Origin of the sequence: Streptomyces sp. NPDC051677 (genome assembly GCF_044453465.1) — a bacterium.
Taxonomy (GTDB): domain Bacteria; phylum Actinomycetota; class Actinomycetes; order Streptomycetales; family Streptomycetaceae; genus Streptomyces.
On sequence record NZ_JBITCT010000001.1, the window covers coordinates 140865 to 164863 of the forward strand.

General features: G+C 72.2%; 19 protein-coding genes. 7 read left to right on the forward strand and 12 right to left on the reverse strand.

From position 1 onward, the window contains the following. Window positions 1-2 precede the first annotated feature (2 nt). The 9 genes from murG to rsmH all read right to left on the reverse strand — a co-directional run bounded on the left by murG (window position 3) and on the right by rsmH (window position 11746). Window positions 3-1100, reverse strand: coding sequence for an undecaprenyldiphospho-muramoylpentapeptide beta-N-acetylglucosaminyltransferase (gene murG, locus ACIBAF_RS00650; protein WP_079662916.1), 1098 nt, complete (start codon window positions 1098-1100; stop codon window positions 3-5). Window positions 1101-1106: 6 nt separating this feature from the next. Continuing rightward, window positions 1107-2480, reverse strand: coding sequence for a putative lipid II flippase FtsW (gene ftsW, locus ACIBAF_RS00655; protein WP_399460911.1), 1374 nt, complete (start codon window positions 2478-2480; stop codon window positions 1107-1109). A 108-nt stretch (window positions 2481-2588) separates the two neighbouring features. Beyond that, window positions 2589-4007: a UDP-N-acetylmuramoyl-L-alanine--D-glutamate ligase gene (murD, locus tag ACIBAF_RS00660; protein ID WP_399460912.1), complete on the reverse strand. Its 1419-nt coding sequence runs from the start codon at window positions 4005-4007 to the stop codon at window positions 2589-2591. Then, window positions 3989-5062 (reverse strand): phospho-N-acetylmuramoyl-pentapeptide-transferase, encoded by a 1074-nt coding sequence (gene mraY / locus ACIBAF_RS00665; protein ID WP_069772583.1) that lies wholly within the window; start codon window positions 5060-5062, stop codon window positions 3989-3991. Before mraY ends, murD begins: the two co-directional genes overlap by 19 nt. Continuing rightward, on the reverse strand, window positions 5059-6474 hold the full coding sequence (gene murF / locus ACIBAF_RS00670) for a UDP-N-acetylmuramoyl-tripeptide--D-alanyl-D-alanine ligase (RefSeq protein ID WP_399460913.1): 1416 nt from the start codon (window positions 6472-6474) through the stop codon (window positions 5059-5061). The genes mraY and murF overlap by 4 nt, the downstream gene beginning before the upstream one ends. A gap of 4 nt (window positions 6475-6478) precedes the next feature. Continuing rightward, window positions 6479-8146 carry a UDP-N-acetylmuramoyl-L-alanyl-D-glutamate--2,6-diaminopimelate ligase gene (locus ACIBAF_RS00675; protein WP_399460914.1) on the reverse strand — a complete coding sequence of 556 codons (1668 nt, stop codon included), beginning with the start codon at window positions 8144-8146 and terminating at the stop codon, window positions 6479-6481. Window positions 8147-8226: 80 nt separating this feature from the next. Then, complete coding sequence (locus ACIBAF_RS00680; RefSeq protein WP_399460915.1) at window positions 8227-10188, reverse strand: peptidoglycan D,D-transpeptidase FtsI family protein; 1962 nt, start codon at window positions 10186-10188, stop codon at window positions 8227-8229. A 5-nt stretch (window positions 10189-10193) separates the two neighbouring features. Further along, entirely contained in the window at window positions 10194-10745 is a 552-nt protein-coding gene (locus ACIBAF_RS00685; RefSeq protein WP_399460916.1) for a septum formation initiator family protein, read from the reverse strand. 44 nt (window positions 10746-10789) lie between these two features. Further along, the gene (gene rsmH, locus ACIBAF_RS00690; protein WP_079662908.1) at window positions 10790-11746 is read right to left on the reverse strand and encodes a 16S rRNA (cytosine(1402)-N(4))-methyltransferase RsmH; all 957 of its coding nucleotides are present in this window, start codon (window positions 11744-11746) and stop codon (window positions 10790-10792) included. Between the two features lie 214 nt (window positions 11747-11960). Between rsmH and ACIBAF_RS00695 the strand changes: the two genes are divergently transcribed. The 4 genes from ACIBAF_RS00695 to ACIBAF_RS00710 all read left to right on the forward strand — a co-directional run bounded on the left by ACIBAF_RS00695 (window position 11961) and on the right by ACIBAF_RS00710 (window position 17707). After that, complete coding sequence (locus tag ACIBAF_RS00695) at window positions 11961-12569, forward strand: beta-class carbonic anhydrase (RefSeq protein ID WP_399460917.1); 609 nt, start codon at window positions 11961-11963, stop codon at window positions 12567-12569. Window positions 12570-12798: 229 nt separating this feature from the next. Continuing rightward, window positions 12799-13833, forward strand: coding sequence for a MoxR family ATPase (locus ACIBAF_RS00700; protein ID WP_334580883.1), 1035 nt, complete (start codon window positions 12799-12801; stop codon window positions 13831-13833). Next, window positions 13833-15212: a DUF58 domain-containing protein gene (locus ACIBAF_RS00705; protein WP_399460918.1), complete on the forward strand. Its 1380-nt coding sequence runs from the start codon at window positions 13833-13835 to the stop codon at window positions 15210-15212. The genes ACIBAF_RS00700 and ACIBAF_RS00705 overlap by 1 nt, the downstream gene beginning before the upstream one ends. Beyond that, window positions 15209-17707, forward strand: coding sequence for a DUF3488 and DUF4129 domain-containing transglutaminase family protein (locus tag ACIBAF_RS00710; RefSeq protein WP_399460919.1), 2499 nt, complete (start codon window positions 15209-15211; stop codon window positions 17705-17707). The genes ACIBAF_RS00705 and ACIBAF_RS00710 overlap by 4 nt, the downstream gene beginning before the upstream one ends. 174 nt (window positions 17708-17881) lie before the next feature. Here ACIBAF_RS00710 and ACIBAF_RS00715 read toward each other — a convergent pair whose 3' ends face one another. The 3 genes from ACIBAF_RS00715 to ACIBAF_RS00725 all read right to left on the reverse strand — a co-directional run bounded on the left by ACIBAF_RS00715 (window position 17882) and on the right by ACIBAF_RS00725 (window position 20142). Beyond that, on the reverse strand, window positions 17882-18286 hold the full coding sequence (locus ACIBAF_RS00715) for a DUF3040 domain-containing protein (protein ID WP_399460920.1): 405 nt from the start codon (window positions 18284-18286) through the stop codon (window positions 17882-17884). Window positions 18287-18562: 276 nt separating this feature from the next. Beyond that, on the reverse strand, window positions 18563-19354 hold the full coding sequence (locus ACIBAF_RS00720; protein ID WP_399460921.1) for a methyltransferase: 792 nt from the start codon (window positions 19352-19354) through the stop codon (window positions 18563-18565). Window positions 19355-19566: 212 nt separating this feature from the next. After that, a complete protein-coding gene (locus ACIBAF_RS00725) occupies window positions 19567-20142 on the reverse strand; it encodes an SAV_6107 family HEPN domain-containing protein (protein WP_399460922.1) in 576 nt (191 codons plus the stop codon). A 174-nt stretch (window positions 20143-20316) separates the two neighbouring features. Between ACIBAF_RS00725 and ACIBAF_RS00730 the strand changes: the two genes are divergently transcribed. From ACIBAF_RS00730 to ACIBAF_RS00740, 3 genes are read left to right on the forward strand one after another with little or no spacing between them, the layout of a single operon-like run. Then, window positions 20317-21264 carry an ATP-binding cassette domain-containing protein gene (locus tag ACIBAF_RS00730; RefSeq protein ID WP_399460923.1) on the forward strand — a complete coding sequence of 316 codons (948 nt, stop codon included), beginning with the start codon at window positions 20317-20319 and terminating at the stop codon, window positions 21262-21264. Next, window positions 21236-23320 (forward strand): YhgE/Pip family protein, encoded by a 2085-nt coding sequence (locus tag ACIBAF_RS00735; RefSeq protein WP_399460924.1) that lies wholly within the window; start codon window positions 21236-21238, stop codon window positions 23318-23320. Before ACIBAF_RS00730 ends, ACIBAF_RS00735 begins: the two co-directional genes overlap by 29 nt. A gap of 44 nt (window positions 23321-23364) precedes the next feature. Continuing rightward, a complete protein-coding gene (locus ACIBAF_RS00740) occupies window positions 23365-23991 on the forward strand; it encodes a TetR/AcrR family transcriptional regulator (protein WP_399460925.1) in 627 nt (208 codons plus the stop codon). Window positions 23992-23999 lie beyond the last annotated feature (8 nt).

Below are 23999 nucleotides of genomic sequence, written 5' to 3' on the forward strand. Positions count from 1 at the left end.
GCCTATCGGTGTGCACGAGAGGCCGCGATCGCCTCGTACACCATGCCGACGAGCAGGTCGTCGGCGTCCCGGCGGCCGAACTCGCTGGCCGCGCGGGACATCTCGTACAGCCGGTGCGGGTCGGCGAGGACGGGCAGGACGGTCTCCCGGACCCACTCGGGGGTCAGTTCCGCGTCGTCGACCAGCAGTCCGCCGCCCGCCTTGACCACCGGCTGGGCGTTCAGCCGCTGTTCGCCGTTGCCGATGGGCAGCGGGACGTAGGCGGCCGGGAGCCCGACGGCGGAGAGTTCGGCGACGGTCATCGCGCCCGCGCGGCAGAGCATCATGTCGGCGGCGGCGTACGCGAGGTCCATCCGGTCCACGTACGGTACCGGGATGTAGGGGGGCATTCCCGGCATCTGCTGTACGTGCGGCAGTTCGTTCTTCGGGCCGACCGCGTGCAGGATCTGGATGCCGGCCTGCTGCAGCCAGGGCGCGACCTGCTGGACGACCTCGTTGAGGCGGCGGGCGCCCTGCGAGCCGCCGGAGACCAGCAGCGTGGGCAGGTTGGGGTCGAGGCCGAACATGTGCCGGGCCTCGGGACGCATGGCGGCGCGGTCCAGGGTGGCGATGGAGCGGCGCAGCGGGATGCCGATGTAGCGGGCGTCCCGGAGCTTGCTGTCGGGCGTGGAGACGGCGACCCGGGCCGCGTAGCGCGAGCCGATCTTGTTGGCCAGGCCGGGGCGGGCGTTGGCCTCGTGCACCACGATCGGCACGCCGAGCCGCTTGGCGGCGAGGTAGCCGGGCAGGGCCACGTAACCGCCGAAGCCGACGACGGCGTCCGCCCGGGTGCGCTCCAGGATCTGCTCGGCGGCCTTGATCGTGCCGCGCAGCCGGCCCGGGACGGTGATCAGCTCAGGGGTGGGCTTGCGCGGCAGCGGCACGGCGGGGATCAGCGCGAGCTCGTAGCCCCGCTGCGGAACGAGCGTGGTCTCCAGGCCGCGCTCCGTGCCCAGGGCCGTGATCCCCACCGAGGGGTCCTGCCTGCGCAGGGCGTCCGCGAGGGCGAGCGCGGGCTCGATGTGGCCGGCGGTCCCCCCACCAGCGAGTACGACATGCACCGAAATTCACCGCTCTCCGGACGGGCGCGCCGCCGAGGCACGCCGTCGCATCGTGTTCCATCTCCGGGAGACTCCGGCCGGCCTTCTGGACCGGGCAGAGCCCCCCGCCCCCCGTTTTCTACCAAAACGGGGTTGTCGCATCGCAAGCGACGCCCGCGCAGCGGGCTCGTCGCGTGCGAAGGCGATCAGCAACCCGATGGCGAACATGGTCGGCAGCAGGGCGGAACCCCCGTAGGAGAACAGCGGGAGCGGGACGCCGGCGATCGGCAGCAGGCCGAGCACCGCACCGATGTTGATCACCGCCTGAGCGGTGATCCAGGTGGTCACGCCTCCCGCGGCATACCTCACGAAGGGGTCCTCCGTGCGTCCGGCCACGCGGATACCCGCATAGCCTAGAGCCGCGAACAGGGCGAGCACCGACAGCGTCCCCGCCAGGCCCAGTTCCTCACCGGTGACGGCGAAGATGAAGTCGGTGTGCGCTTCGGGGAGTTGCCCCCATTTCTCCACACTCGCGCCGAGCCCCGAGCCGAAGATCCCGCCCGAGGCCAGGGCGTAGATCCCGTGCACGGCCTGCCAGCAGGCGTCGCCCGGACCGGGGTCGGTCGCGCCGATGCACTGCAGCCGGGCCATGCGGTTCGGGCTGGTCTTGATGAGGATCACGCCGAGGGCAGCGGCGATCGACAGCACCCCGACGAAGAGCCGGGTGGGCGCTCCCGCCAGCCACAACAGGCCGAACAGGATCGCCGTCAGGATGATCGCCGTGCCCATGTCGCCGCCGAGCATGATCAGCCCGAGCAGCATGAACGCGACCGGCACGAGGGGCACCAGCATGTGCTTCCACTGCGTGAGCAGCTTCTTGTCCTGTTTGCGGGCGAGCAGGTCGGCGCCCCACAGCACCAGCGCGAGCTTGCCGAACTCGCTGGGCTGGATCTGGAAGGAGCCGCCGAGCGAGATCCAGTTCTGGTTGCCGTTGACCGACATCCCTATCCCCGGCACCTGCACCAGGGCCATCAGGAAGACGGCCCCGGCGAGGATCGGGTAGGCCAGCGCGCGGTGCAGCTTCACCGGCATCCGGGAGGCGACCAGCAGCAGCACGGCCCCGATGGCGGCGGCCAGGAACTGTTTGCGGAAGAAGAACGATCCCGGCAACGACATCTGCAGCGCGGTGATCTGGGAGGCCGAGTAGACCATCACCAGGCCCAGCACGGTGATCAGCAGGCTGCCGCCGAAGATCAGGTAGTACGCGGTCAGCGGCCGGTCCCAGGCCCTTTGCGCACGTGTGTACAGCTGGCGCAGGGGGTTGTCGCGGCGCGGCCGCGAGGCCGCGGGTCTGCGGACGGTCCGCTGGACGGGCGGACGCCCGGTACGGCTACCGGGCATCCGCTGCTCCGCTGCACGCGGTGCGGGCGCCGCGCCCGCTTGCTGCGCCGTACGTCGGCCGTGACGGTCCCACGCGTCCCTCCCAAGGTCGCCCGGCAGGCGGCCGGGTCAGGTTCCGAGTTCGCCAACCGCCTGAGCGAACGCGTCACCGCGCTGGTTGTAGTTGACGAACATGTCCATGGAGGCGCAGGCCGGGGCGAGGAGCACCGTGTCGCCTTCGACGGCGAGGCGCCGGGCCTCCTGGACAGCCGCGAGCATCGCCCCAGTGTCGGTCCGGTCGAGGTCGACGACGGGTACTTCCGGGGCGTGTCGCGTCAGGGCTTCGTGGATCAGGGCACGATCCGCGCCGATGAGCACGACCCCGCGAAGTCGCTTTGCCGACTTGGCGACCAGTTCGTCGAAGGTCGCGCCCTTGGCCAGCCCGCCCGCGATCCAGACGATCGACTCGTACGCGGCCAACGAGGCTTCCGCGGCATGTGTGTTGGTCGCCTTGGAGTCGTCGACGTAGGCGACGCCGTCCAGGTCCGCCACGAGGGCGATGCGGTGGGCGTCGGGGGTGAAGGCCCGCAGACCGTCCCGGACGGCCTTGGGGGGCACCCCGAAGGCGCGGGCGAGGGCCGCCGCGGCAAGGGCGTTGGCGATGTTGTGCGGGGCGGGCGGGTTGACGTCGGAGACCTCGGCGAGCTCCTGGGCGTTTTTCTGCCGGTCCGCCACGAAGGCCCGGTCGACCAGGATGCCGTCCACCACGCCGAGTTGGGACGGGGCGGGCGCGCCGAGGGTGAAGCCGATGGCCCGGCAGCCCTCCTCGACGTCCGCCTCGCGCACCAGGTCCTCGGTGGCCTTGTCGGCGACGTTGTAGACGCAGGCGACCCGATTGCCCTCGTAGACACGGCCCTTGTCCTTGGCGTACGCCTCCATGGAGCCGTGCCAGTCCAGGTGGTCGGGGGCGAGGTTGAGGACGGCGGCGGAGTGGGCGCGCAGCGAGGGCGCCCAGTGCAGCTGGTAGCTGGAGAGTTCCACGGCGAGGACGTCGTAGCGCTCCTCGCCGAGGACGGCGTCCAGCAGGGAGACGCCGATGTTGCCGACGGCCGCCGTGCGCAGGCCGGCCGCCTTCAGGATCGACGCCAGCATCTGGGTGGTGGTCGTCTTGCCGTTGGTGCCGGTGACGCACAGCCAGGGGGCCGCGTCGGGTCCCCTGAGCCGCCAGGCCAGTTCGACGTCGCCCCAGACCGGCACGCCGGCTTCGCGGGCGGCCGTGAAAAGGGGCTTGTCGGGCTTCCAGCCGGGTGCGGTGACGATGAGTTCGGCGCCCTCGGGCAGGGTCGCCCCGTCGCCGAGGCGCACGGTGACGCCCAGGGCCCGAAGCTCGGCGGCCTGCTCCCGCGCGCGCGTGTCGTCGCCGTCGTTGACGACCGTGACGTTCGCGCCGAGTCCGTGCAGCACCTTGGCCGCCGGGACGCCGGAGACGCCGAGCCCGGCGACGGTGACGTTCTTCCCCTGCCAGTCGGTCACTTGTCCGCTGCCCATCCCGCGTAGAAGAGGCCCAGTCCGACGATCACACAGATGCCCTGGATGATCCAGAAGCGGACCACCACCAGAACCTCGGACCAGCCCTTGAGTTCGAAGTGGTGCTGGAGTGGCGCCATCCGGAAGACGCGCTTGCCGGTGAGCTTGAAGGAGCCGACCTGGATGACCACCGACATGGTGATCAGGACGAACAGGCCGCCGAGGAGGGCGATCAGCAGCTCGGTGCGGGAGCAGATGGCCAGGCCCGCGAGGACGCCGCCGAGCGCCAGCGAACCGGTGTCGCCCATGAAGATCTTGGCCGGCGAGGTGTTCCACCACAGGAAGCCGAGGCAGGCGCCCATCAGCGCGGAGGCGATGACCGCGAGGTCCAGCGGGTCGCGTACCTCGTAACAGGCGCTGGGGTTGGTCAGGGTCTCGCCGTTGGCGCAGGACTCCTGGAACTGCCAGACGCCGATGAACGTGTACGCGCCGAAGACGAGCACGGAGGCGCCGGTGGCGAGGCCGTCCAGACCGTCCGTCAGGTTCACGCCGTTGGACATCGCGAGAATCATGAACAGCGCCCAGACGACGAACAGCACCGGGCCGATCGTCCAGCCGAAGTCCGTGATGAACGACAGCTTGGTGGAGGCGGGCGTGTTGCCGCGGTTGTCCGAGAACTGCAGTGACAGCACAGCGAAGGCGATGCCGACGATCAGCTGGCCGGCCATCTTCGCCTTGGCCCGCAGACCCAGCGAGCGCCGCTTGACGATCTTGATGTAGTCGTCGAGGAAGCCGACCAGGCCCATGCCGCACATCAGGCCCAGCACCAGCAGACCGGAGTAGGTCGGCGGCTTGCCCGTGATCACCTTGGACAGGAAGTACGCGGCGACCGTCGCGAAGATGAAGGCGATACCGCCCATGGTCGGCGTACCGCGCTTGCTGGCGTGCTCGCGCGGGCCGTCGTCGCGGATGTACTGGCCGTAGCCCTTGCGCGCCAGCAGCTTGATCAGCAGTGGCGTGCCGACCAGCGTCAGGAAGAGGCCGATCACACCCGCGAACAGGATCTGATTCATCATCGGGCGGCGACCTCACCCTCGGCGCCGGTCGCGAGCAGCGCCTGCGCGACGCTCTCGAGGCCGACCGAACGGGACGCCTTCACGAGCACGACGTCCCCCGGGCGCAACTCGCTGCGCAACAGGTCGACCGCCGCCTGTGCGTCGGACACGTGCACCGACTCCTCACCCCACGAACCCTCGTTATATGCGCCCAGTTGCAGCCAGGAGGCTTCCCTGCCCCCGACCGCGACGAGCTTGCCGACATTGAGCCGGACGGCGAGCCGTCCGACCGCGTCGTGCTCGGCGAGCGCCTCGTCCCCGAGCTCGGCCATCTTGCCGAGCACCGCCCAGGTCCGCCGCCCCTTGCCCATGGCCGCCAGCGCGCGCAGAGCGGCTCGCATGGACTCGGGGTTCGCGTTGTAGGCGTCGTTGACGATCGTCACGCCGTCCGGGCGCTCGGTGACCTCCATCCGCCAGCGGGAGAGGGAGCCCGCCTCGGAGAGTGCGGTGGCGATCTCTTCCACGGACATGCCCAGCTCATGGGCGACGGCGGCCGCGGCGAGCGCGTTCGACACGTGGTGCTCACCGTACAGGCGCATGGTCACGTCGCTGCACCCGGAGGGTGTGCGAAGGCTGAAGACGGGCTGTCCGCTGTCCGTGAGTCGTACGTTCTCGGCGCGTACGTCCGCTTCGCCGGACTCTCCGAAAAGGACCACCTTCGCCTGCGTACGGGAGGCCATGGCCCGGACCAACGGGTCGTCGGCGTTGAGGATCGCCGTGCCGCCCTCGCTCGCCGGCGGCAGGCTCTCGACGAGCTCGCCCTTTGCCTGTGCGATCTGTTCGCGGCCGCCGAACTCGCCGATGTGGGCGGTGCCGACGTTGAGGACGAGGCCGACCTTGGGGGGTGTCAGATCGGCGAGGTAGCGGATGTGTCCGATGCCTCGGGCGCCCATCTCCAGGACGAGGAACTTCGTCTCCTCGGTGGCGGACAGGGCGGTCAGCGGCAGTCCGATCTCGTTGTTGAGCGAGCCCGGCGTGAAGACGGTCGGCGCCCTGCGCCGCAGGACCTGGGCGATGAGGTCCTTGGTGCTGGTCTTGCCGGCCGAGCCGGTGAGCGCGACGAGCGTCGTGCCGAGCTTGTGCACGACGTGCCGGGCGAGGGCGCCGAGCGCCGCCTGGACGTCGTCCACGACGATCGCGGGGACGCCGACGGGCCGCGAGGCCAGTACGGCCGCCGCGCCCGCCTCGACGACCGCGGCCGCGTAGTCGTGGCCGTCCGCGTGTTCGCCGACGAAGGCGACGAAGAGGCTGCCGGGCTCCACCTCGCGGGAGTCCCGGACGACCGGTCCGGTGACCTGCGCGGACGGATCCGGTATGTCGTGCGTCTGCCCGCCGACGACTGCTGCGATCTCGGCGAGGGAGAGGGCGATCACAAGTTCATCCCTGGGTCTGCTGGATAGCTTCGCGAAGCACCTGGCGGTCGTCGAACGGACGGACGACGCCGGCGATGTCCTGGCCCTGCTCATGGCCCTTGCCCGCGACCAGCACGGTGTCCCCGGCGTGCGCGCGGGCGACGACGGCGGCGATCGCCGCGGCCCGGTCCTCGAACAGCAGGACCTCGCCGCGCTCGTGCGCGGGCACGGACGCCGCGCCCTCGAGCATGGTCGCGAGGATCGCGAGGGGGTCCTCGGAGCGGGGGTTGTCGGAGGTCAGCACGGCGGTGTCGGCGTGCCGTGCGACGGCGGCCCCCATCGGGGCGCGCTTGGTGCGGTCCCGGTCGCCGCCGCAGCCGAGGACGACGTGCAGCCGGCCCTTGGTGACCTTGCGCAGCGCCTTCAGGACCGACTCGACGGCGTCGGTCTTGTGCGCGTAGTCGACGACCGCGAGGTAGTCCTGGCCGGCGTCCACGCGCTCCAGGCGGCCCGGCACGCCCGGCACGGCGGCGACGCCGTCGGCGGCGGTCTGCGGGTCGAGGCCGGCGACGGCGAGGGAGACGATCGCGGCGAGCGTGTTCGCCACGTTGAAGGAGCCCGACAGCGGCGACCTGGCCGCGACCCGCACGCCTTCGGGGCCGACGACGGTGAACGTCGAGTCCATCGGTCCGACCTCGACGTCCACGGCGCGCCAGTCGGCGTCGGGGTGGCCCTCGGCGGAGAAGGTGACGACGGGGACCTCGGCCTCCTGGACCAGCCGGCGGCCGTACTCGTCGTCGAAGTTGACCACGCCGAGTTTGCTGCGTTTCCGGGTGAACAGCTGCGCCTTGGCCCCGAAGTAGTCCTCCATGCCGGAGTGGAACTCCATGTGCTCCGGGCTGAGGTTGTTGAAGACGGCGATGTCGAAGACGCAGCCGTCGACCCGGCCGAGGACCAGCGCGTGGCTGGAGACCTCCATGGCGACCGCCTCGACGCCGCGCTCGCGCATGACGGCGAACAGCGCCTGGAGGTCGGTGGCTTCGGGGGTGGTGCGCTCGGACTTGATGCGTTCGTCGCCGATGCGCATCTCGACGGTGCCGATGAGCCCGGCGGATCTGACGGACTTCAGGCCGCCCTCGACGAGGTAGGCGGTGGTGGTCTTGCCCGAGGTGCCGGTGATGCCGATCTGCAGCAGGTCGCGGCCGGGGTGGCCGTAGATCGTGGCCGCCAGCTCGCCCATCCGCCCGCGCGGGTCGTCGACCACCAGGACCGGCAGGCCGGTCGCGGCGGCGCGCTCGGCGCCGGTGGGGTCGGTCAGGACGGCGACCGCTCCGAGGCCCGCGGCCTGCGTGACGAAGTCGGCGCCGTGCAGGCGGGCGCCCGGGAGGGCGGCGTACACGTCACCGGGGCGGACCGCGCGCGAGTCGTGGGTGATGCCCGTGACCTCGGCGGCGCTCTCCGGCCGCTCTGCGTCCAGCTGATCGGCGAGCTCCGCGAGGGGTGTGGCGGAGACCTGGGCCGGCCTGGGCGGTCCCGGATATGTCACGGAAGCGCCCTTCTGGGTGATTTGGGACTGATCAGCGTGTGGCACGGCGGTGAGCGTACCGGGCGCACCGCCCTGCGGGCGAAGCGAGGGCGCACTGGGCGCCGCGGGCGGTGCGTGGTTCCCGGGGTCGGGAGTGATCATGGTCACGGGTCGGTTCCTGGCTTGTTCGGCGCTGAACAGGGGCGGGCGGGGGTCGGAGGCGGGCGGGGGACGAAGGGTGCGGGCGGTCAGGGCGTGAAGGAGACCGGGAGGTTCGCGGCCTTCGCGCCGGTCGGCGGGACCTGCAGGGTCTTCAGGGCGAACTCCATGACCTGCTTGAAGACGGGACCGCAGATCTGGCCGCCGAAGTAACTGCCCTTGGTGGCGTTCTGGATGGCGCAGTACACGGTGACGCGGGGGTTGTCGGCGGGCGCGAAGCCGGCGAACGACGAGGTGTAGCCCTTGTAGGTGCCGGTGGCCGGATCCACGCGGTTTGCGGTGCCGGTCTTGCCCGCGACGCGGTAGCCGGGGATGCGCGCCTTGGCGCCGGTGCCCTGCTCGTCGTCCACGACCGACTCCAGCATCTGGGCGAGGGTCTTCGCCGTCTTCTGGCTGACGACACGGGACTTGGCGGGCGCCTCGGCGGGGGTGAAGCGGCCGTCCGGACCCTTGGTGCCGCGCACCAGGGTGGGCTCGACGCGGACGCCGCCGTTGGCGATGGTCGAGTACACGGAGGCCGCCTGCAGCGCGCTCAGGGACATGCCCTGGCCGAAGGGAATCGTGTACTGCTGCGAGGTCGACCACGCGGCGGGCGCGGCGAGGATGCCCTTGGTCTCGCCGGGGAAGCCGAGCCCGGTGGGGCCGCCGATGCCGAACTTGCGCAGGTAGGAGTAGAGGACCCGGTTGGCCTCGGCCTGCGTCTTGCCGAGCTGGCCGGTGGCCAGGATGGTGCCGATGTTGCTGGACTTGGCGAGCACGCCGTTGAGGGTGAGGTACCAGGTGGGGTGGTCGATGTCGTCCTGGAAGAGCCGGTCGCCGCGGTGCAGCCGGTTGGGCACGGTGACGTGCGTCAGCGGCGTCGCGGCGTTCTCCTCCAGCACGGCGGCCATCGACATGACCTTGGCGGTGGAGCCGGGCTCGTAGGCGTCCTGGACGGCGGCGTTGCCCAGGTCCGCGGAGTGGGCCTGGGAGAGGTCGCCCGGGTCGAAGCCGGGCGAGTTGGCCATGGCGAGGATCTCGCCGGTGCGGGTGTCCTGGACGATGACGTAGCCGCGGTCCGCCGCGGACTCCTTCACCTGCTCGGTGATGGCGTTCTGCGCGGCCCACTGGATGTCCCGGTCGATCGTCAGCTCGACGTCGGAGCCGGGCACCGCGGGGGTCTCGGTGGAGCCCGCGGTGGGCACCTGACGCCCACCGGACTGGGCGTAGCGGATCTTGCCGTCCTGACCGGCCAGGGTCGTGTTCAGCTGCTGCTCGATGCCGCCGCCGCCCTTGCCGTCGGCGTTGACCCAGCCCAGTATCCCGGCGGCGAGCTCGCCGTTGGGGTACACGCGCTTGGTGCTGGGGACGGCGAGCACGCCCGCGAGGACGTTGACCGTGGAGCTGTCCGCCTCCGCCTTCGTGGCGAGCGCCGACTTCAGGTCCTTGATCTGCTTCCAGACCTGCGGGGTCTGCCGGCCGGCGAGCATCGTGTACCGCGCGGTCGGGTCCTTGGGCCGCAGCTTGCGCACGAGCGCGGACTGCTCCTGGCCGAGGATCGGCGCGAGGAGCGCGGCCGCCTGTTCGGGGCCGTCGCCGACCTTCAGCTGCTTGCGGTTGAACATCGTGGGGTCGGCCGTGATGTCGTACGCGTCCTCGCTGGTCGCGAAGGAGATGCCGCTGCGGTCGGTGATCTCGCCGCGCTCGGCGGGCAGCACCCGGCCGATGTACCGGTTCTGCTCGGCCTTGGCGGTGTAGGTGCTCGCGTCGACGGCCTGCACCTGGAGCAGGCGGACGACGAAGGCGAGGAGGACCAGGGCGAGCGCGAGGCCCACCATGCGCAGCCGGGGGCGGGGGCTGCCGAGCCGGATCACGGGCGCGGGTCGGGGGGCGGGGGCGGTCGGACGGCGGGCCGGGCGGGCGCCGGGTCCCGGGCGCCGCTGGGCGGAGGCGGGGCGGGCGGGCCGGGCGGGGCCGGGCACGCGCCGGCGGGGCGGTTCCCTGTCGGACACTTCCGTCACCTGCCGGGGGTCTCGGGGGCGGCTGCGGTCGGGGCGCTGTTCTGGGCCGGAGGGTCGCTCGGCGCGGAGGACGCGGAGGACGTGGGGGTCGTGGGGGTCGCGGAGGACGGCGACGCGATCGTCTGGGAGAGCGTGATGGCCTCCGGCGGCCGTACGACGACCGGAACGTCCTGCGCGGACTGCTGGGCGGCGGCCGAGGGGACGCCCTTCACGGTGCCGTCGGGGTTCAGGAACGCCGGGTCCCCGCCCGGGACCATGCCGAGTTCGCGTGCGCGGCGCTGGAGGGCGTCCGGGGCGGAGTAGGAGTCGATGTCCCGCTGGAGCGCCTGCTCCTCGTCGGTGAGGCTCTTGGTGTCCTTCTGGAGGTCGTCCATCCTGAACGAGCCCTCGCTGAGCGCGGAGTTCATCACGAGCAGTCCGATGAGGCCGCCGCCGAGGAGGAGGACGACGAGGAGGACGAACGGAGTGCGGGCCGCCTGCTGCGGGCCGGCCGGAAAGAGCCGCGCGAGCCGGGCGGCCCTCCCCTTCAGTTCGGGTTTCCTGTTCACACGCCCACCCCCAGGTGGAATTGCGGACCCTCGGCTCACGCCCGTCATTCGATGGACTCCCTGATTCGCTCGGCCCCGCGCAGTCGCGCCGGGGCGGCGCGCCGGTTCTCGGCGACCTCTTCCTCGGTGGGAAGTTCGGCACCACGGGTGAGCAGCTTGAGTCGCGGCTGGTAGCGCTCGGGCACGACCGGCAGTCCGGGCGGCGCGGTGTTGGCGGCGCCGGCCGCGAACACCTGCTTGACCAGCCGGTCTTCGAGCGAGTGGTACGACAGGACGGCGATCCGTCCGCCCACGTCGAGCGCCTGCACGGCGGCCGGGATCGCCCGCTCCAGTACGGAGAGTTCGCCGTTGACCTCGATGCGCAGCGCCTGGAAGGTGCGCTTGGCGGGGTTGCCGCCGGTGCGCTTGGCGGCCTGCGGCAGCGCGCCCCGGATCAGCTCGACGAGGCGCGCGCTGTTGGTGAACGGCTCCTTGTCGCGCTCGCGCACGATCGCCGAGACGATCCTCTTGGCCTGCTTCTCCTCGCCGTACGCCCGCAGGATCCTGACGAGTTCGCCGGGCGGGTAGGTGTTGAGGACCTCGGCGGCGCTGATGCCGGTCGTCTGGTCCATGCGCATGTCGAGCGGGGCGTCCTGGGCGTAGGCGAAGCCGCGGTCGGCCTCGTCGAGTTGCATGGAGGAGACGCCGAGGTCGAACAGGACGCCCTGCACGCGCGCGAGGCCGAGCCGGTCCAGTACGTCGGGGAGTTCGTCGTAGACCGCGTGCACGAGGGTGGCGCGCTCGCCGAAGGGAGCGAGGCGCTCACCGGACAGGCGCAGGGCCTCCTTGTCGCGGTCGAGGGCGACGAGCCGGGCCTCGGGGAACTGCGTCAGCAGGGCCTCGCTGTGCCCGCCCAGACCCAGCGTGCAGTCGACGACGACCGCTCCGGGCCGCTGCAGGGCGGGGGCCAACAGGTCCAGGCACCGCTGGAGCATCACCGGGACATGTCGACTCTGGCTCAAGGGGCCCTCTCAGATCCGGCGGGGATACGCACCACCGGTCCCCGCCCTCCGGTGAGGGGAAGGCCTGCCGGCGCGGGTTGGAATCCAGCGGTGAGATCGCCGAAGTGATGGCCGCCTCCCGCTTCGCGCCACTTTAGTCCACGGTGTCTCGCGGTCAATCAACCGGCCTGCGCGTCGCCGGGGCGGGGGTGGCCTACCTCACAAAACACGCGTGATGACGCTCTTTTTCCCTTCTCACAAGAGGCTTGCACGGCCTGTGACCAGTAACGTCATGGTTATGACGACTTCCGCATCCGTACCCGCAGAGTCCGAAAGCGCCATACGCGGCGGCACCGTGACCGACCGGCTCGTCGACGCGAACGAGCGGTACGCCGCCGCGTTCACCGATCCCGGCATGGACGCCCGTCCCGTCCTGCGCGTGGCCGTCGTGGCCTGCATGGACGCCCGTCTCGACCTGCACGCCGCGCTGGGCCTGGAACTCGGCGACTGCCACACCGTCCGCAACGCGGGCGGGGTGGTCACCGACGACGTGATCCGCTCGCTCACCATCAGTCAGCGCAAGTTGGGTACCCGCAGCGTCGTACTGATCCATCACACCGGCTGCGGTCTGGAGGCGATCACCGAGGAGTTCCGTACCGAGCTGGAGATGGAGGTCGGTCAGCGTCCGGCCTGGGCCGTGGAGGCCTTCCGGGACGTCGACCAGGACGTCCGGCAGTCGATGCAGCGGGTGCGCACATCGCCGTTCCTGATGCACACCGACGACGTGCGGGGCTTCGTGTTCGACGTGAAGACGGGCCTGCTGCGCGAGATCGACCCCTCGTGATCACTGTCATTCCGCTGTTGATTTCCGCCCCTCGGATGCCCAAACAGCCATAACACCGACATATCACGGACAGTTGTCCACAGGCGAGTGACACGAATCGGTAACGGCAGCAAGAATGCGGGTGTGACGCCACGCTGAGCACTTTGCGAACGGCGTCCGTGATTCGGGGTGGGCCGGTTTGCCGCACAGAGCGTCGGCCCGGAGAAAGTTTTGGGCCGAGGAGGGCCGGGTGACGACCTATGACGAACGAGCGAGCCTCACAGATCTGACCGCCACTGTGGAGCGCGTCCGCAGTTCGGTGGAAGGAGTGATCGAGGGCAAGCCCGAGGTCGTACGGCTTTCGCTGACCGTGCTCCTCGCCGAGGGGCATCTGCTGATCGAGGACGTGCCGGGCGTCGGCAAGACGATGCTCGCCAAGGCGCTGGCGAAGTCCATCGACTGCTCGGTGCGCCGTATCCAGTTCACGCCCGACCTGCTGCCCTCGGACATCACCGGTGTCTCCATCTGGGACCAGCAGCGCCGGGACTTCGAGTTCAAGCCGGGCGCGATCTTCTCGCAGATCGTGATCGGCGACGAGATCAACCGCGCCTCGCCCAAGACGCAGTCGGCGCTCCTGGAGTCGCTGGAGGAGCGCCAGGTCACCATCGACGGGACGACGTACGAGCTGCCCAGCCCGTTCATGGTGGTGGCCACGCAGAACCCGGTCGAGATGGAGGGCACCTACCCCCTGCCCGAAGCGCAGCGCGACCGCTTCATGGCCCGCGTCTCCATCGGCTACCCGAGCCCCGAGGCCGAGCTGCAGATGCTCGACGTGCACGGCGGGGTCAACCCCCTGGACGACCTCCAGCCGGTCGCCCACGCGCACGAGATCGTGAAGCTGATCGACGCCGTCCGCGGCGTCCACGTCGCCGACTCGGTCCGCCGCTACGCGGTCGACCTGGTCACCGCCACGCGCACCCACCCCGACCTCAGACTCGGCGCGTCCCCGCGCGCGACGCTGCACCTGGTGCGCGCCGCCAAGGCGACCGCCGCCCTCAGCGGCCGGGACTACGCACTGCCGGACGACGTCCAGAACCTCGCCGTGGCCGTGCTGGCCCACCGTCTGCTGCCCACCGCGCAGGCCCAGCTGAACCGCCGCACGGCCGAGCAGGTCGTCGAGGAGATCATCCAGCGCACCCCGGTACCGGCCACCCCCCAGCAGCACGGGTACGGGCTGGGCCACGGCACACAGGCGTACGGCCAGCAGCAGCCGCGGAGGCTGTGATGACCACCGGGGGGACCGGACAGCCGTCGACCGGCCGCGGCGAGGGCGTGAAGAACGGTGCGCGGACGGCCCTGGCCGGGCTGACCACCCGCGGCCGCTCCTTCCTGGCCGCCGGCATCGCCGCCGCCATCTGCGCCTACGTGCTCGGACAGCCCGACCTGCTGCGGGTCGGGCTGCTGCTGGCCGCGCTGCCGCTGATCTGCGCGGCCGTCGTCTACCGCACCCGCTACCGGGTGGCCGGCAGCCGCCGGCTCTCCCCCGCGCGCGTGCCCGCCGGCAGCGAGGCCCGCGTCCATCTGCGGATGGACAACGTCTCGCGGCTGCCCACCGGCCTGCTGATGCTCCAGGACCGGGTGCCGTACGTGCTCGGCCCGCGCCCCCGCTTCGTCCTGGACCGGGTGGAGGCGGGCGGCCGTCGCGAGGTGTCCTACCGGGTCCGCTCCGACCTGCGCGGCCGCTACCCGCTGGGCCCGCTCCAGCTGCGGCTGAACGACCCGTTCGGCATGTGCGAACTGACCCGCTCCTTCTCGACGTACGACACGCTGACGGTGATCCCGCGCGTCGAGGCGCTGTCCCCGGTCCGGCTGACCGGCGAAGCCAAGGGGTACGGCGACGGGCGGCAGCGCTCGCTGGCGCTGGCCGGCGAGGACGACGTGATCCCGCGCGGCTACCGCTACGGCGACGACCTGCGCCGCGTGCACTGGCGTCTCACCGCGCGCTACGGCGAGCTGATGGTGCGCCGCGAGGAACAGCCCCAGCGCTCCCGCTGCACGGTCCTCCTGGACACCCGGGGCCTGGCCTACCAGGGCTCGGGCCCGGACTCGGCCTTCGAGTGGGCGGTCTCGGGCGCCGCGTCCGTGCTGGTGCACATGCTGGAGCGGGGCTTCTCGGTACGGCTGCTGACGGACACGGGCAACTCGGTGCCCGGCGAGGGCGCCGACGGGTTCGCCGGGGCCAACCAGGAGTCGGCGGACGCGGCCGGGCTGATGATGGACACCCTCGCGGTGGTCGACCACTCCGACGGCACGGGCCTGTCCCGGGCGTACGACGTGCTGCGCGGCGGCAACGAGGGGCTGCTGGTGGCGTTCCTCGGCGACCTCGACGAGGAAGAGGCGGCGGTTGCCGCGAAGATGCGCCAGCGCAGCGGAGGCGCGGTCGCCTTCCTCCTGGACGGCGACAGCTGGGTGCGTGAACCGAACAGCGGGCCCGATCCGATGAACAGGCAGGAGGAGCGGCTGCGGATGCTGCGCGAGGCGGGCTGGACGGCCCTGAGCGTGCCGCGGGGCGCTTCGCTGAACGAGCTGTGGCGCCAGGCGGACCGCGACCGGGCGGGCGTGCTGACGGCGGGCGCGGCGAGCGGCGGGGAGGGAGGCGCATGAGCGGGCGGGCTCGACTGACGCTGTGCTCCGCGGCGGCGACGCTGCTGGCCTCGTGCGCCCTGCTGCCCCTGGTGGAGCCGGCTACGTGGCTTCTGCAGGCGGCGTTCCTGCTGGCGATCCAGTCCGGGGTGGGCGCGGCGACCCGGCGGGTGCCGTTGGCCCGGCCGCTGACCGTGGCCGCCCAGGCCCTGGTCACGCTGGTGCTGCTGACCCTGGTCTTCGCCCGGGAGCACGCCCTGGCCGGTCTGATCCCCGGCCCGGAGACGTTCCGGTACTTCGGCGATCTGCTCCAGACGGGCGCCGACGACGTCGGGCGGTACGCGATCCCGGCCCCGCTGTCCGACGGCATCCGGCTGATGGTGATCGGCGGGGTGCTGGTCATCGGCCTGGCGGTGGACACCCTCGCGGTGACGTTCCGCAACGCGGCCCCGGCCGGACTGCCGCTGCTGGCGCTGTACTCGGTCGCCGCGGGCCTGTCCGACGGGGCGGCCGACTGGCTGTGGTTCCTGGTCGCCGCCGCCGGCTATCTGATGCTGCTGCTCGCCGAGGGCCGGGAGCGGCTCTCGCAGTGGGGCCGGGTCTTCGGCGGGGCTCCGCGCGCCGCGGGCACGCCGCCCGGCCCGGTGGCCCCGGTGCGCACCGGCCGACGCATCGGCATGGCCGCGCTGGGCGTCGCCCTGGTGGTGCCGCTGCTGCCGCTGCCGGCGATTCAGGGCGGCCTGCTGGACGGGGCGGGCACGGGCGTCGGCGCGGGCAACGGCAGCGGGGGCACGATCTCCGCGGTGAACCCGCTGGTGTCGCTGCGCGACAGCCTGAACGTGGACGAGGACCGCACGGTCCTGACCCTGCGCACCGACACCAGCAACACCTCGGACCTGTATCTGCGGATCGTGTCCCTGGACGACTTCGACGGCACCACGTGGAAGCCCGCGAAGCGCCACATCGTCGCCGTGCCGGACAAGTTCCCCACGCCCACCGGCCTGGGCTCCGAGATCAAGCGCGCGGAGATCACGACCCGGATCGCGGCCGCCTCCGGCTACGCCCAGGACTGGCTGCCGATGCCTTACCCGCCCAGCAGCGTGCAGATCAAGGGCAACTGGCGGTACGAGCCGGTCGGCATGACCCTGGTCGGCGACCACGGCCAGAACACCAGCGGCAAGACGTACCAGGTGACGAGCCTCGACGTGCAGCCGACGGCGGAGCAGCTGGCCTCGGCTGCCAAGGCGCCCGGCTCGATTCGGAGGGACTACACCAAGGTCCCCGACTCCCTGCCGAAGATTGTGGGGGAGCAGGCCGGTGAGATCACCAAGGGCGCGACGAGCGACTACGAGAAGGCGGTCAAGCTCCAGGACTACTTCGCGGTGACGGGCGGCTTCGAGTACGACACCCAGGTCGAGGTCGGCAGCGGGCCGGGCGCGATCGCCCGCTTCCTGCGGGACAAGCAGGGATTCTGCGTGCACTTCTCCTTCGCGATGGCCGCGATGGCCCGCACGCTGGGCATACCGGCGCGGGTCGCGGTGGGCTTCGCGCCGGGGTCCCCGCAGGCGGACGGCTCGGTGGCGGTGAGCCTGAAGGACGCGCACGCCTGGCCGGAGCTGTACTTCGAGGGCGTGGGCTGGACCCGCTTCGAGCCGACCCCGACCCGGGGCACGACGCCCACGTACACGCTGCCGGACACCTCGGGCACGACGGTCCCGGACCTGCCGCAGGCCTCGCGCTCGGCGAACGCGGCGCCGTCGGCCCAGCCCTCGGCGAGCACCAGCTGCTCGGCCGAGGACAAGAAGCTCGAGGGCTGCGCCGCCGCGCTGCCGGTGGACCAGGCGGGCCAGGGCGGCGGCGGTACCCCGTGGTACGAGATCGCCGGCTGGACGCTGCTGGGGGCCTCGGCGCTCGCTCTGCCGCTGCTGCCGATGCTGTGGCGGCTGAGGCGGCGTTCGGTGCGGCTGGCGTCCGCCCAGCACTCCGCGTCCGCGGCGTCCGGGGCTCCCCCGGCCCGTCGCAAGGGCCGCGACGGGCGGCAGGCGGACGACGCCGGTCCGGCGGTGCTGCTGGACGTGCCGGCGCAGGAAGCCGGTGAGGCGGCCGTGGGGCACGTCCTGGCGGTGTGGCGCGAGCTCACCGACACGGCATGGGACTACGGCATCGAGCCGGACGAGGCGCTGACGCCGCGGCGTGCGGCGGCGCGGATCGTCCGGACCGGGGAGCTCGACGACACGGTGGGCCGTGCGGTGCACCGGATCGCGGGCGCCGTGGAGCAGGTGCTGTACGCCCCGGAGCCGAGGGCCGAGGCCGGGCTGGCCGACGAGGTCCGCAAGGTCCGGGGGGCTCTGCGGGAGAAGGCCGACTGGACCACGCGCGTCCGTGCCGTCGTGGCGCCCCGATCCGCCGTCCGCGCGGTCTGGGACCTGAGCGACCGCTGGACGGCCCTCAAGGCGTCCTGGGCGGCCCGTCTGACGGCTCTGGTGCGCCGGCCCTCCGGCCAGCAGAGCGGCTGACCTCCGGCCGCAGAACGGCTGGGCACCGGCCGCAGAACGGCTGGGCTCCCGCCGCTCTGCGGCAGGGGAAGGGCGTCTGCGGCAGGACATGCGCGAGGGGGCAGTACACACGTTGAGGGGGCGACCACCCGGCCGGGTGGTCGCCCCCTCAACGTCGTTCGGGTACGGGCGGTGTCAGTGGCCGCCCTGCTCGTCACGCCGGCGCTGCCAGCGCTGCTCGATCCGGTCCATCATCGAGCGCTTCTGCCGAACCTGACCGCGGGTGTGCGGGGTGCCCGAGACACCGGCCGCGGGCTGTTCGCCCGGCTTGGGCGCCTTGCGCCAGCCGGTCACGGCGAGCACCGCACAGCCCAGCATGACGAGGAAGCCCACCACGCTCAGCCAGACCTGTTTCGCGACCATACCGGCCATGAGGAGCGCGATTCCCACGAGGAAGCCAGCGACCGCCTGGTAGACCCGCCGCCGGGTGTACGTACGCAGCCCGCTTCCCTCGAGCGCCGACGCGAACTTGGGATCTTCGGCGTACAGCGCTCGCTCCATCTGCTCGAGCATGCGCTGCTCGTGCTCCGAGAGCGGCACGGAGTCCTCCTCATCGTGCAGTCGCCGGGGCGACCCGGGGGGTCCCTTCAGGATAGGCAGGGAATCGCCCCCGTGAAACCCGCCCCTCTACGCCAATTGGCCAACCGGAGCCCGTCATGGACGTCCCGGCTCGCTGAGGTTTCCATTCCCCGGCGGCCGACCCGTCATGCCGGGCGGTCTCCCTCGATCATACGGCGCACAGCGCCGGAACGGGGGGCCTGTGGCGTACTCCATGCCCAGCCAAGGCCCTGATCAGGGGTGCGCCCCGGGAGGCGCTCAGGCCCCTTCGGTCCCCCGCGTCTCACCGAGCACATGGAGCTGGGTGGCCACGGAGTGGAATGCGGGGAGTTCGGCGGCGGCCTCCTCCAGCTTCAGCAGGGCCTCCAGGGCGCCCGGCTCGGTGTCCACGAGCACGCCGGGGACGAGGTCGGCGAAGACCCGCACGCCGTGGACGGCGCCGACCCGAAGGCCCGCGCCCTCGACGAGTTCGGTGAGCTGCTCGGCGGTGAAGCGCCGCGGCACGGGGTCGCCCGCGCCCCAGCGGCCGTCGGGGTCGGCGAGGGCCTGGCGGGCCTCCTTGAAGTGGCCGGCGAGAGCTCGCGCGAGCACGGCGCCGCCGAGGCCGGCGGCGAGGAGGCTGAGGACGCCCTCGGAGCGCAGGGCGGCCACCGCGTTGCGGACGCCCTCGGCCGGGTCGTCGACGTACTCCAGGACGCCGTGGCACAGAACGGCGTCGTAGCCACCGCGGTCGACCACGTCGAAGAGTCCGTGGGCGTCGCCCTGGACGCCCGTCACGCGGTCGGCGACGCCGGCCTCGGCGGTGCGGCGTTCCAGGGCGAACAGCGCGTTGGGGCTGGGGTCGACGACGGTGACCCGGTGCCCGAGGAGGGCGGCGGGCACCGCGAAGTTGCCGCTGCCGCCGCCGGTGTCGAGGACGTCCAGCGACTCACGGCCGGTCGCCTTCACCCGGCGTTCGAGGGCGTCCTGAAGGACCTCCCAGACCACGGCGGTACGGAGAGAGGCGCGGGGTCGAGGGTGGGAGGCGGGCGGGCGCATCGGGTCCGACACGGCAGTTGACTCCTCGGCGCGGCACCGCCTCTTGCGCGGCGGAGCGAACGGGCTGCCTCCCCGGAACCGGTCCGGCCCGGGGTTCGGGCGGGCCGCGGGAAGGCTTCAGGCGCCTTCCACCTTATTGCCTCCGCCTCGGCTCCCGCGCCCTGCCCGGGCCTGGTGGCGCGGCACGGCGGCGGGCCGCGCCGGCCCGCGTCCGGCAGGGCGCCTCAGCCCGCGTCCGGCAGGGCGCGCTCCGCGCCGGAGCCGCCCGGATCGCCCTCTTCCCGGCGCCCTTCCTGGCGTGGCTGGGGCAGGATCGGCTGGAGCACCAGCATGCGTTCGACGAGGCGGAGGAACATCGCCACGTCACGGATCAGGTCGTCGGCGTCCCGGCGGCTCGCCGCGCCCTGGATGCCCGCCTCGGCCCGGGCACGGCGCCGGGCCCCGGAGGCGAACAGCGCGCTCCACTCGGTGAGTTCGGGCGCTATCTCGGGGAGCACTTCCCAGGCGCTGCGGATGCGGGCCCGGCGGCGGGGGGAGGGTTCGGGGCGGCCCCGGGCGGCGAGCACGGCTGCCGCGGTGCGCAGGGCCGCGAGGTGGGCCGTGGCGTAGCGCTCGTTGGGGGTTTCGAGGAGGGCCGCCTCGTCCAGCCCGGCGCGGGCCTGGGCGAGGAGGTCGAGGGCGGCGGGCGGGGCCGTGGTGCGGCGCAGCACGGGGTGCACGTCGCTCGCGGGGCCGGTCAGTGAGGGGGCAGGGCCGGTGGCGCGGCGCCGGTGTGCGGCGGCTGCGTGGTGGTGGGCCATGACGAGCCTCCTGTCGTCTGTTGACGGCACGTCCTCATACGGGGGTGCCGTATGTGCCCATCGTGCGGTATGCCACTGACAATCCGTTCTGACCTGGGCTTTTGCTTCACTCGAAGGTTCGGGTTAGTTTTTGCACTGACCAGTCAGTTCAAATTCGGGTTCTCAGGGGGACCAGTGGACGGAGTCGGTGTCACAGCCGACGGCTTCGGGCTCCGAGGCCCTCGCGGGTGGGTGTTCCGCGGCATCGGCGTCGACGCGGAGCCGGGCTCGCTGATCGCGATCGAAGGGCCGTCCGGCTCCGGCCGGACGAGCCTGCTGCTCGCCCTCACCGGACGGATGAAGGCCACCGAAGGGACGGCGACCGTGGGCGGGGCACGGCTGCCGAGGCAACGGGCGGCCGCGCGGCGCGTCGCCGGACTCGCGCACGTCGCCGGGGTCACCGACCTCGAACCGGCCCTGACCGTCGGGGAGCACCTGCGCGAGCGGGCGCTGCTGGAACGGAGGTTCGGCGGCTCCGTACGGGAATTGCTGCGCCCGCGCGCGGAGCGGGTGACGAGGGCGCGGCTGCGGATCGAGACCGCGCTCGCCGCCGCCGGGCTCGACCCCGAGGCCCTGCCCAAGGGAACGCGGACCGCCGTCCGGGATCTGGAGCGCCTCGAAGCGCTGCGGCTGTCCGTGGCGCTGGCGCTCATCGGGCGTCCCGGCCTGCTCGGCGTCGACGACGTCGACCTGAAGCTGACGGCCGCCGAGCGGGAGGAGGCCTGGTCGCTGCTCAGGTCCCTCGCCGAGGCGGGCACAACGGTCCTCGCGGTGTGCGGCGAGGCCCCTGAGGGCGCCGTCCCGCTCTCCACGCGCACGGACGCCGTCCCCGCCGACCAGGAGGCCGACACGGCGGCCGAACAGGAACCCGCCTGGTCGCTGCTCAGGTCCCTCGCCGAGGCGGGCACGACGGTCCTCGCGGTGTGCGGCGAGGCTCCCGAGGGCACCGTCCCGGTCGCCACGCGCGCGGACGCCGTCACCGCCGGCCAGGAGGCCGACACGGCGGCCGAACAGGAACCCGAGAAGGAACCCGAGCAGGGAGAGGAGAAGGCGGATGCGCTCGCCGAGACTGGCCGCGCTTGAGCTCCGGCGCTTCGGCCGGGGCCGACTCCCCCGGGCCGCGCTCGTCGCGCTCTTGCTGCTGCCCCTGCTGTACGGCGCGCTGTACCTGTGGTCCTTCTGGGACCCGTACGGCAGGCTCGACCGGATTCCCGTGGCGCTCGTGAACGACGACCAGGGGGCGACCGCCGACGGGAAGCGGATCAGCGCCGGGGACGACCTCGCCCAGGGCCTGCGCGACAGCGAGGTCTTCGACTGGCACGAGGTGAGTGCGGCCGAGGCACGCGCGGGCGTGGAGGACGGCCGGTACTACCTGTCGCTGACCATGCCGGCCGACTTCAGCCGGCGCATCGCCTCCAGCGCGGGCGCCTCCCCCGCCACGAGCGCCCTTCAGGTGCGCACGAACGACGCGAACAACTACATCGTCGGGCAGATCTCGCGGACCGTCTTCAACGAGGTGCGCACGGCCGCGTCCACGAAGGCCTCGCGGTCCTTCCTGGACAAGATCTTCGTGTCGTTCTCCGACATTCACGGCGCGACCGCGAAGGCCGCCGACGGGGCCGACGACCTCAAGGGCGGCATCGGGAAGGCCGAGGCGGGCTCCAAGGACCTCGCCGACGGGCTGAGCGACGCCAAGGACGGCAGCGGCAAGCTGACGAAGGGGCTGACGAAGCTCGACACGGGCGCCGACAACCTGCAGGACGGCTCGCAGAAGGTCGCGGACGGCACCCAGACGCTCGCCGACAAGGTCAACGGGGTCGCCGATGCGGTGGGGCCTTACCTGAAGGACAACGAGAAGACCATCGGGAACACCGCCCAGCTGGTCGCCGACTCCGCCAAGGTGATCGGCGACAACCTGGACACCCTGGTGAAGGCGGCGCCGACCGCCGCCGAGGGCGCCCACACGGCCTCGGACACGCTCGCCACCGTCCACAAGGCCCGCTGCGAGACGCAGCTGCTGCCCGACCCCGCCTGCGCCGACCTGGCGAAGGCCAAGGACGCCGCCGCCGACGTGGCGAAGGTCGCCGACGACCTCAACACGCTCATCGCCGACCAGGACGGCGACCTGAAGACGCTCCGCACGAACCTCACCACCCTCCAGACGCAGGCCCAGGCCCTCGCCGACAGCGCCCCGCACCTGTCCGAGGACCTCGCCGACGCCGTGTCCAAGGTCAACGCGCTGAACACCGGCGCCGCGAAGGTCGCCAAGGGCGCCGAGAAACTGAACACCGGGCTCGGCACGGCCAAGACGGGCTCCGTCGACCTGGACGCGGGCGTCGGCAAGCTGGAGACGGGCGCCGAGGACCTCAACGGCGGCATGTTCAAGCTCTCCGACGGCTCCGGGAAGCTCGCCGACGGCCTGCACGACGGCGCCGAGCAGATCCCCGACTACGACCGACGGCAGCGCGACGCGCGCACCGCCGTCATGGCCGACCCCGTGCAGCTCGCCTCCCAGGACCTACACAAGGCGCCCAACTACGGCACCGGCTTCGCCCCGTACTTCATCCCGCTGTCGCTGTGGGTGGGCGCGATGGTGGCGTACATGCTGATCGCGCCGATGAACCGGCGCGCCCTCGCCGCGGGCGCCCCGGCCTGGCGGATCGCGCTGGCGGGCTGGCTGCCGGTGGTCGCGGTCGGGGTGCTGCAGACGACGGCGTTGATGGCCGTGCTGCACTGGGCGATCGGCCTGGAGACGGCGCGGGCGGCCGGCACGGTGGGCTTCCTGTTCCTCGTGACGGCGTGCTTCGCGGCCCTCGTGCAGTGGCTCAACGCGCGCTTCGGAGCGGCGGGCCGGATTCTCGTACTCGCGCTGCTGATGCTGCAGTTGACGTCGGCGGGCGGCACGTATCCCGTGCAGACCAGCCCCGGCTTCTTCAACGCGATCCACCCCTACCTGCCGATGAGCTACGTCGTCGAGGCCCTCAGGAGGCTCATCACGGGCGGCGGCCTGGAACCGGTGTGGCACGCGTGCGTGGTGCTCGTCGCCTTCACCGCGGGCGCCCTGGCGCTGACGGCCCTGTCGGCGCGCCGCCGCCAGGTGTGGACGATGGACCGGCTGCACCCGGAGCTGAGCCTGTGAGGATCAGGCGTCCGGGAGGCCGCGTTCCTGTGACAATCAGGACCATGGAAAGCAGCACCGCCCCGGGCGGCCGCACCCGCCGCGAGACCACCCGGCAGAAGCTCTACGAGGCGGCCGTCACCCTCATCGCCGAGCAGGGTTTCTCCGCGACCACGGTGGACGAGATCGCCGAGCGGGCCGGCGTGGCGAAGGGCACCGTCTACTACAACTTCGCGAGCAAGTCGGTCCTCTTCGAGGAGCTGCTGAGGCACGGCGTGGGCCTCCTCACCGCCTCGCTGCGGGAGGCCGCCGAGCGGACGGCGCGGGAGGGCGGCAGCAAGGTCGACGCGTTGGACGCGATGGTCCGCGCGGGCCTCGTCTTCATCGACCGCTACCCGTCGTTCACGCAGCTCTACGTGGCCGAGCTGTGGCGCACCAACCGGGCCTGGCAGTCCACGCTCATGGTGGTCCGGCGGGAGGCGGTGGCCGTCGTGGAGGGGGTGCTGCGCGAGGGCATCGAGAACGGCGAGTTCAGCGAGGAGATCGACGTGCAGCTGACGGCGGCCGCGCTGGTCGGCATGGTGCTGGTGGCCGCCCTGGACTGGCAGGCCTTCCAGCCGGAGCGGTCCCTGGACGACGTCCACTCGGCGCTGTCGCGGCTGCTGCAGGGGCGGGTCAGCGGCCACCGCTGACGGGGCCC

Excerpts from the sequence above, each read along its gene's own strand:
- ftsW (WP_399460911.1), bottom strand. The coding sequence starts at position 2,480 with ATGCCCGGTAGCCGTACCGGGCGTCCGCCCGTCCAGCGGACCGTCCGC.
- murD (WP_399460912.1), bottom strand. The coding sequence starts at position 4,007 with ATGGGCAGCGGACAAGTGACCGACTGGCAGGGGAAGAACGTCACCGTC.
- mraY (WP_069772583.1), bottom strand. The coding sequence starts at position 5,062 with ATGATGAATCAGATCCTGTTCGCGGGTGTGATCGGCCTCTTCCTGACG.
- ACIBAF_RS00695 (WP_399460917.1), top strand. The coding sequence starts at position 11,961 with ATGACGCTCTTTTTCCCTTCTCACAAGAGGCTTGCACGGCCTGTGACC.
- ACIBAF_RS00705 (WP_399460918.1), top strand. The coding sequence starts at position 13,833 with ATGACCACCGGGGGGACCGGACAGCCGTCGACCGGCCGCGGCGAGGGC.
- ACIBAF_RS00710 (WP_399460919.1), top strand. The coding sequence starts at position 15,209 with ATGAGCGGGCGGGCTCGACTGACGCTGTGCTCCGCGGCGGCGACGCTG.
- ACIBAF_RS00725 (WP_399460922.1), bottom strand. The coding sequence starts at position 20,142 with ATGGCCCACCACCACGCAGCCGCCGCACACCGGCGCCGCGCCACCGGC.
- ACIBAF_RS00735 (WP_399460924.1), top strand. The coding sequence starts at position 21,236 with ATGCGCTCGCCGAGACTGGCCGCGCTTGAGCTCCGGCGCTTCGGCCGG.
- ACIBAF_RS00740 (WP_399460925.1), top strand. The coding sequence starts at position 23,365 with ATGGAAAGCAGCACCGCCCCGGGCGGCCGCACCCGCCGCGAGACCACC.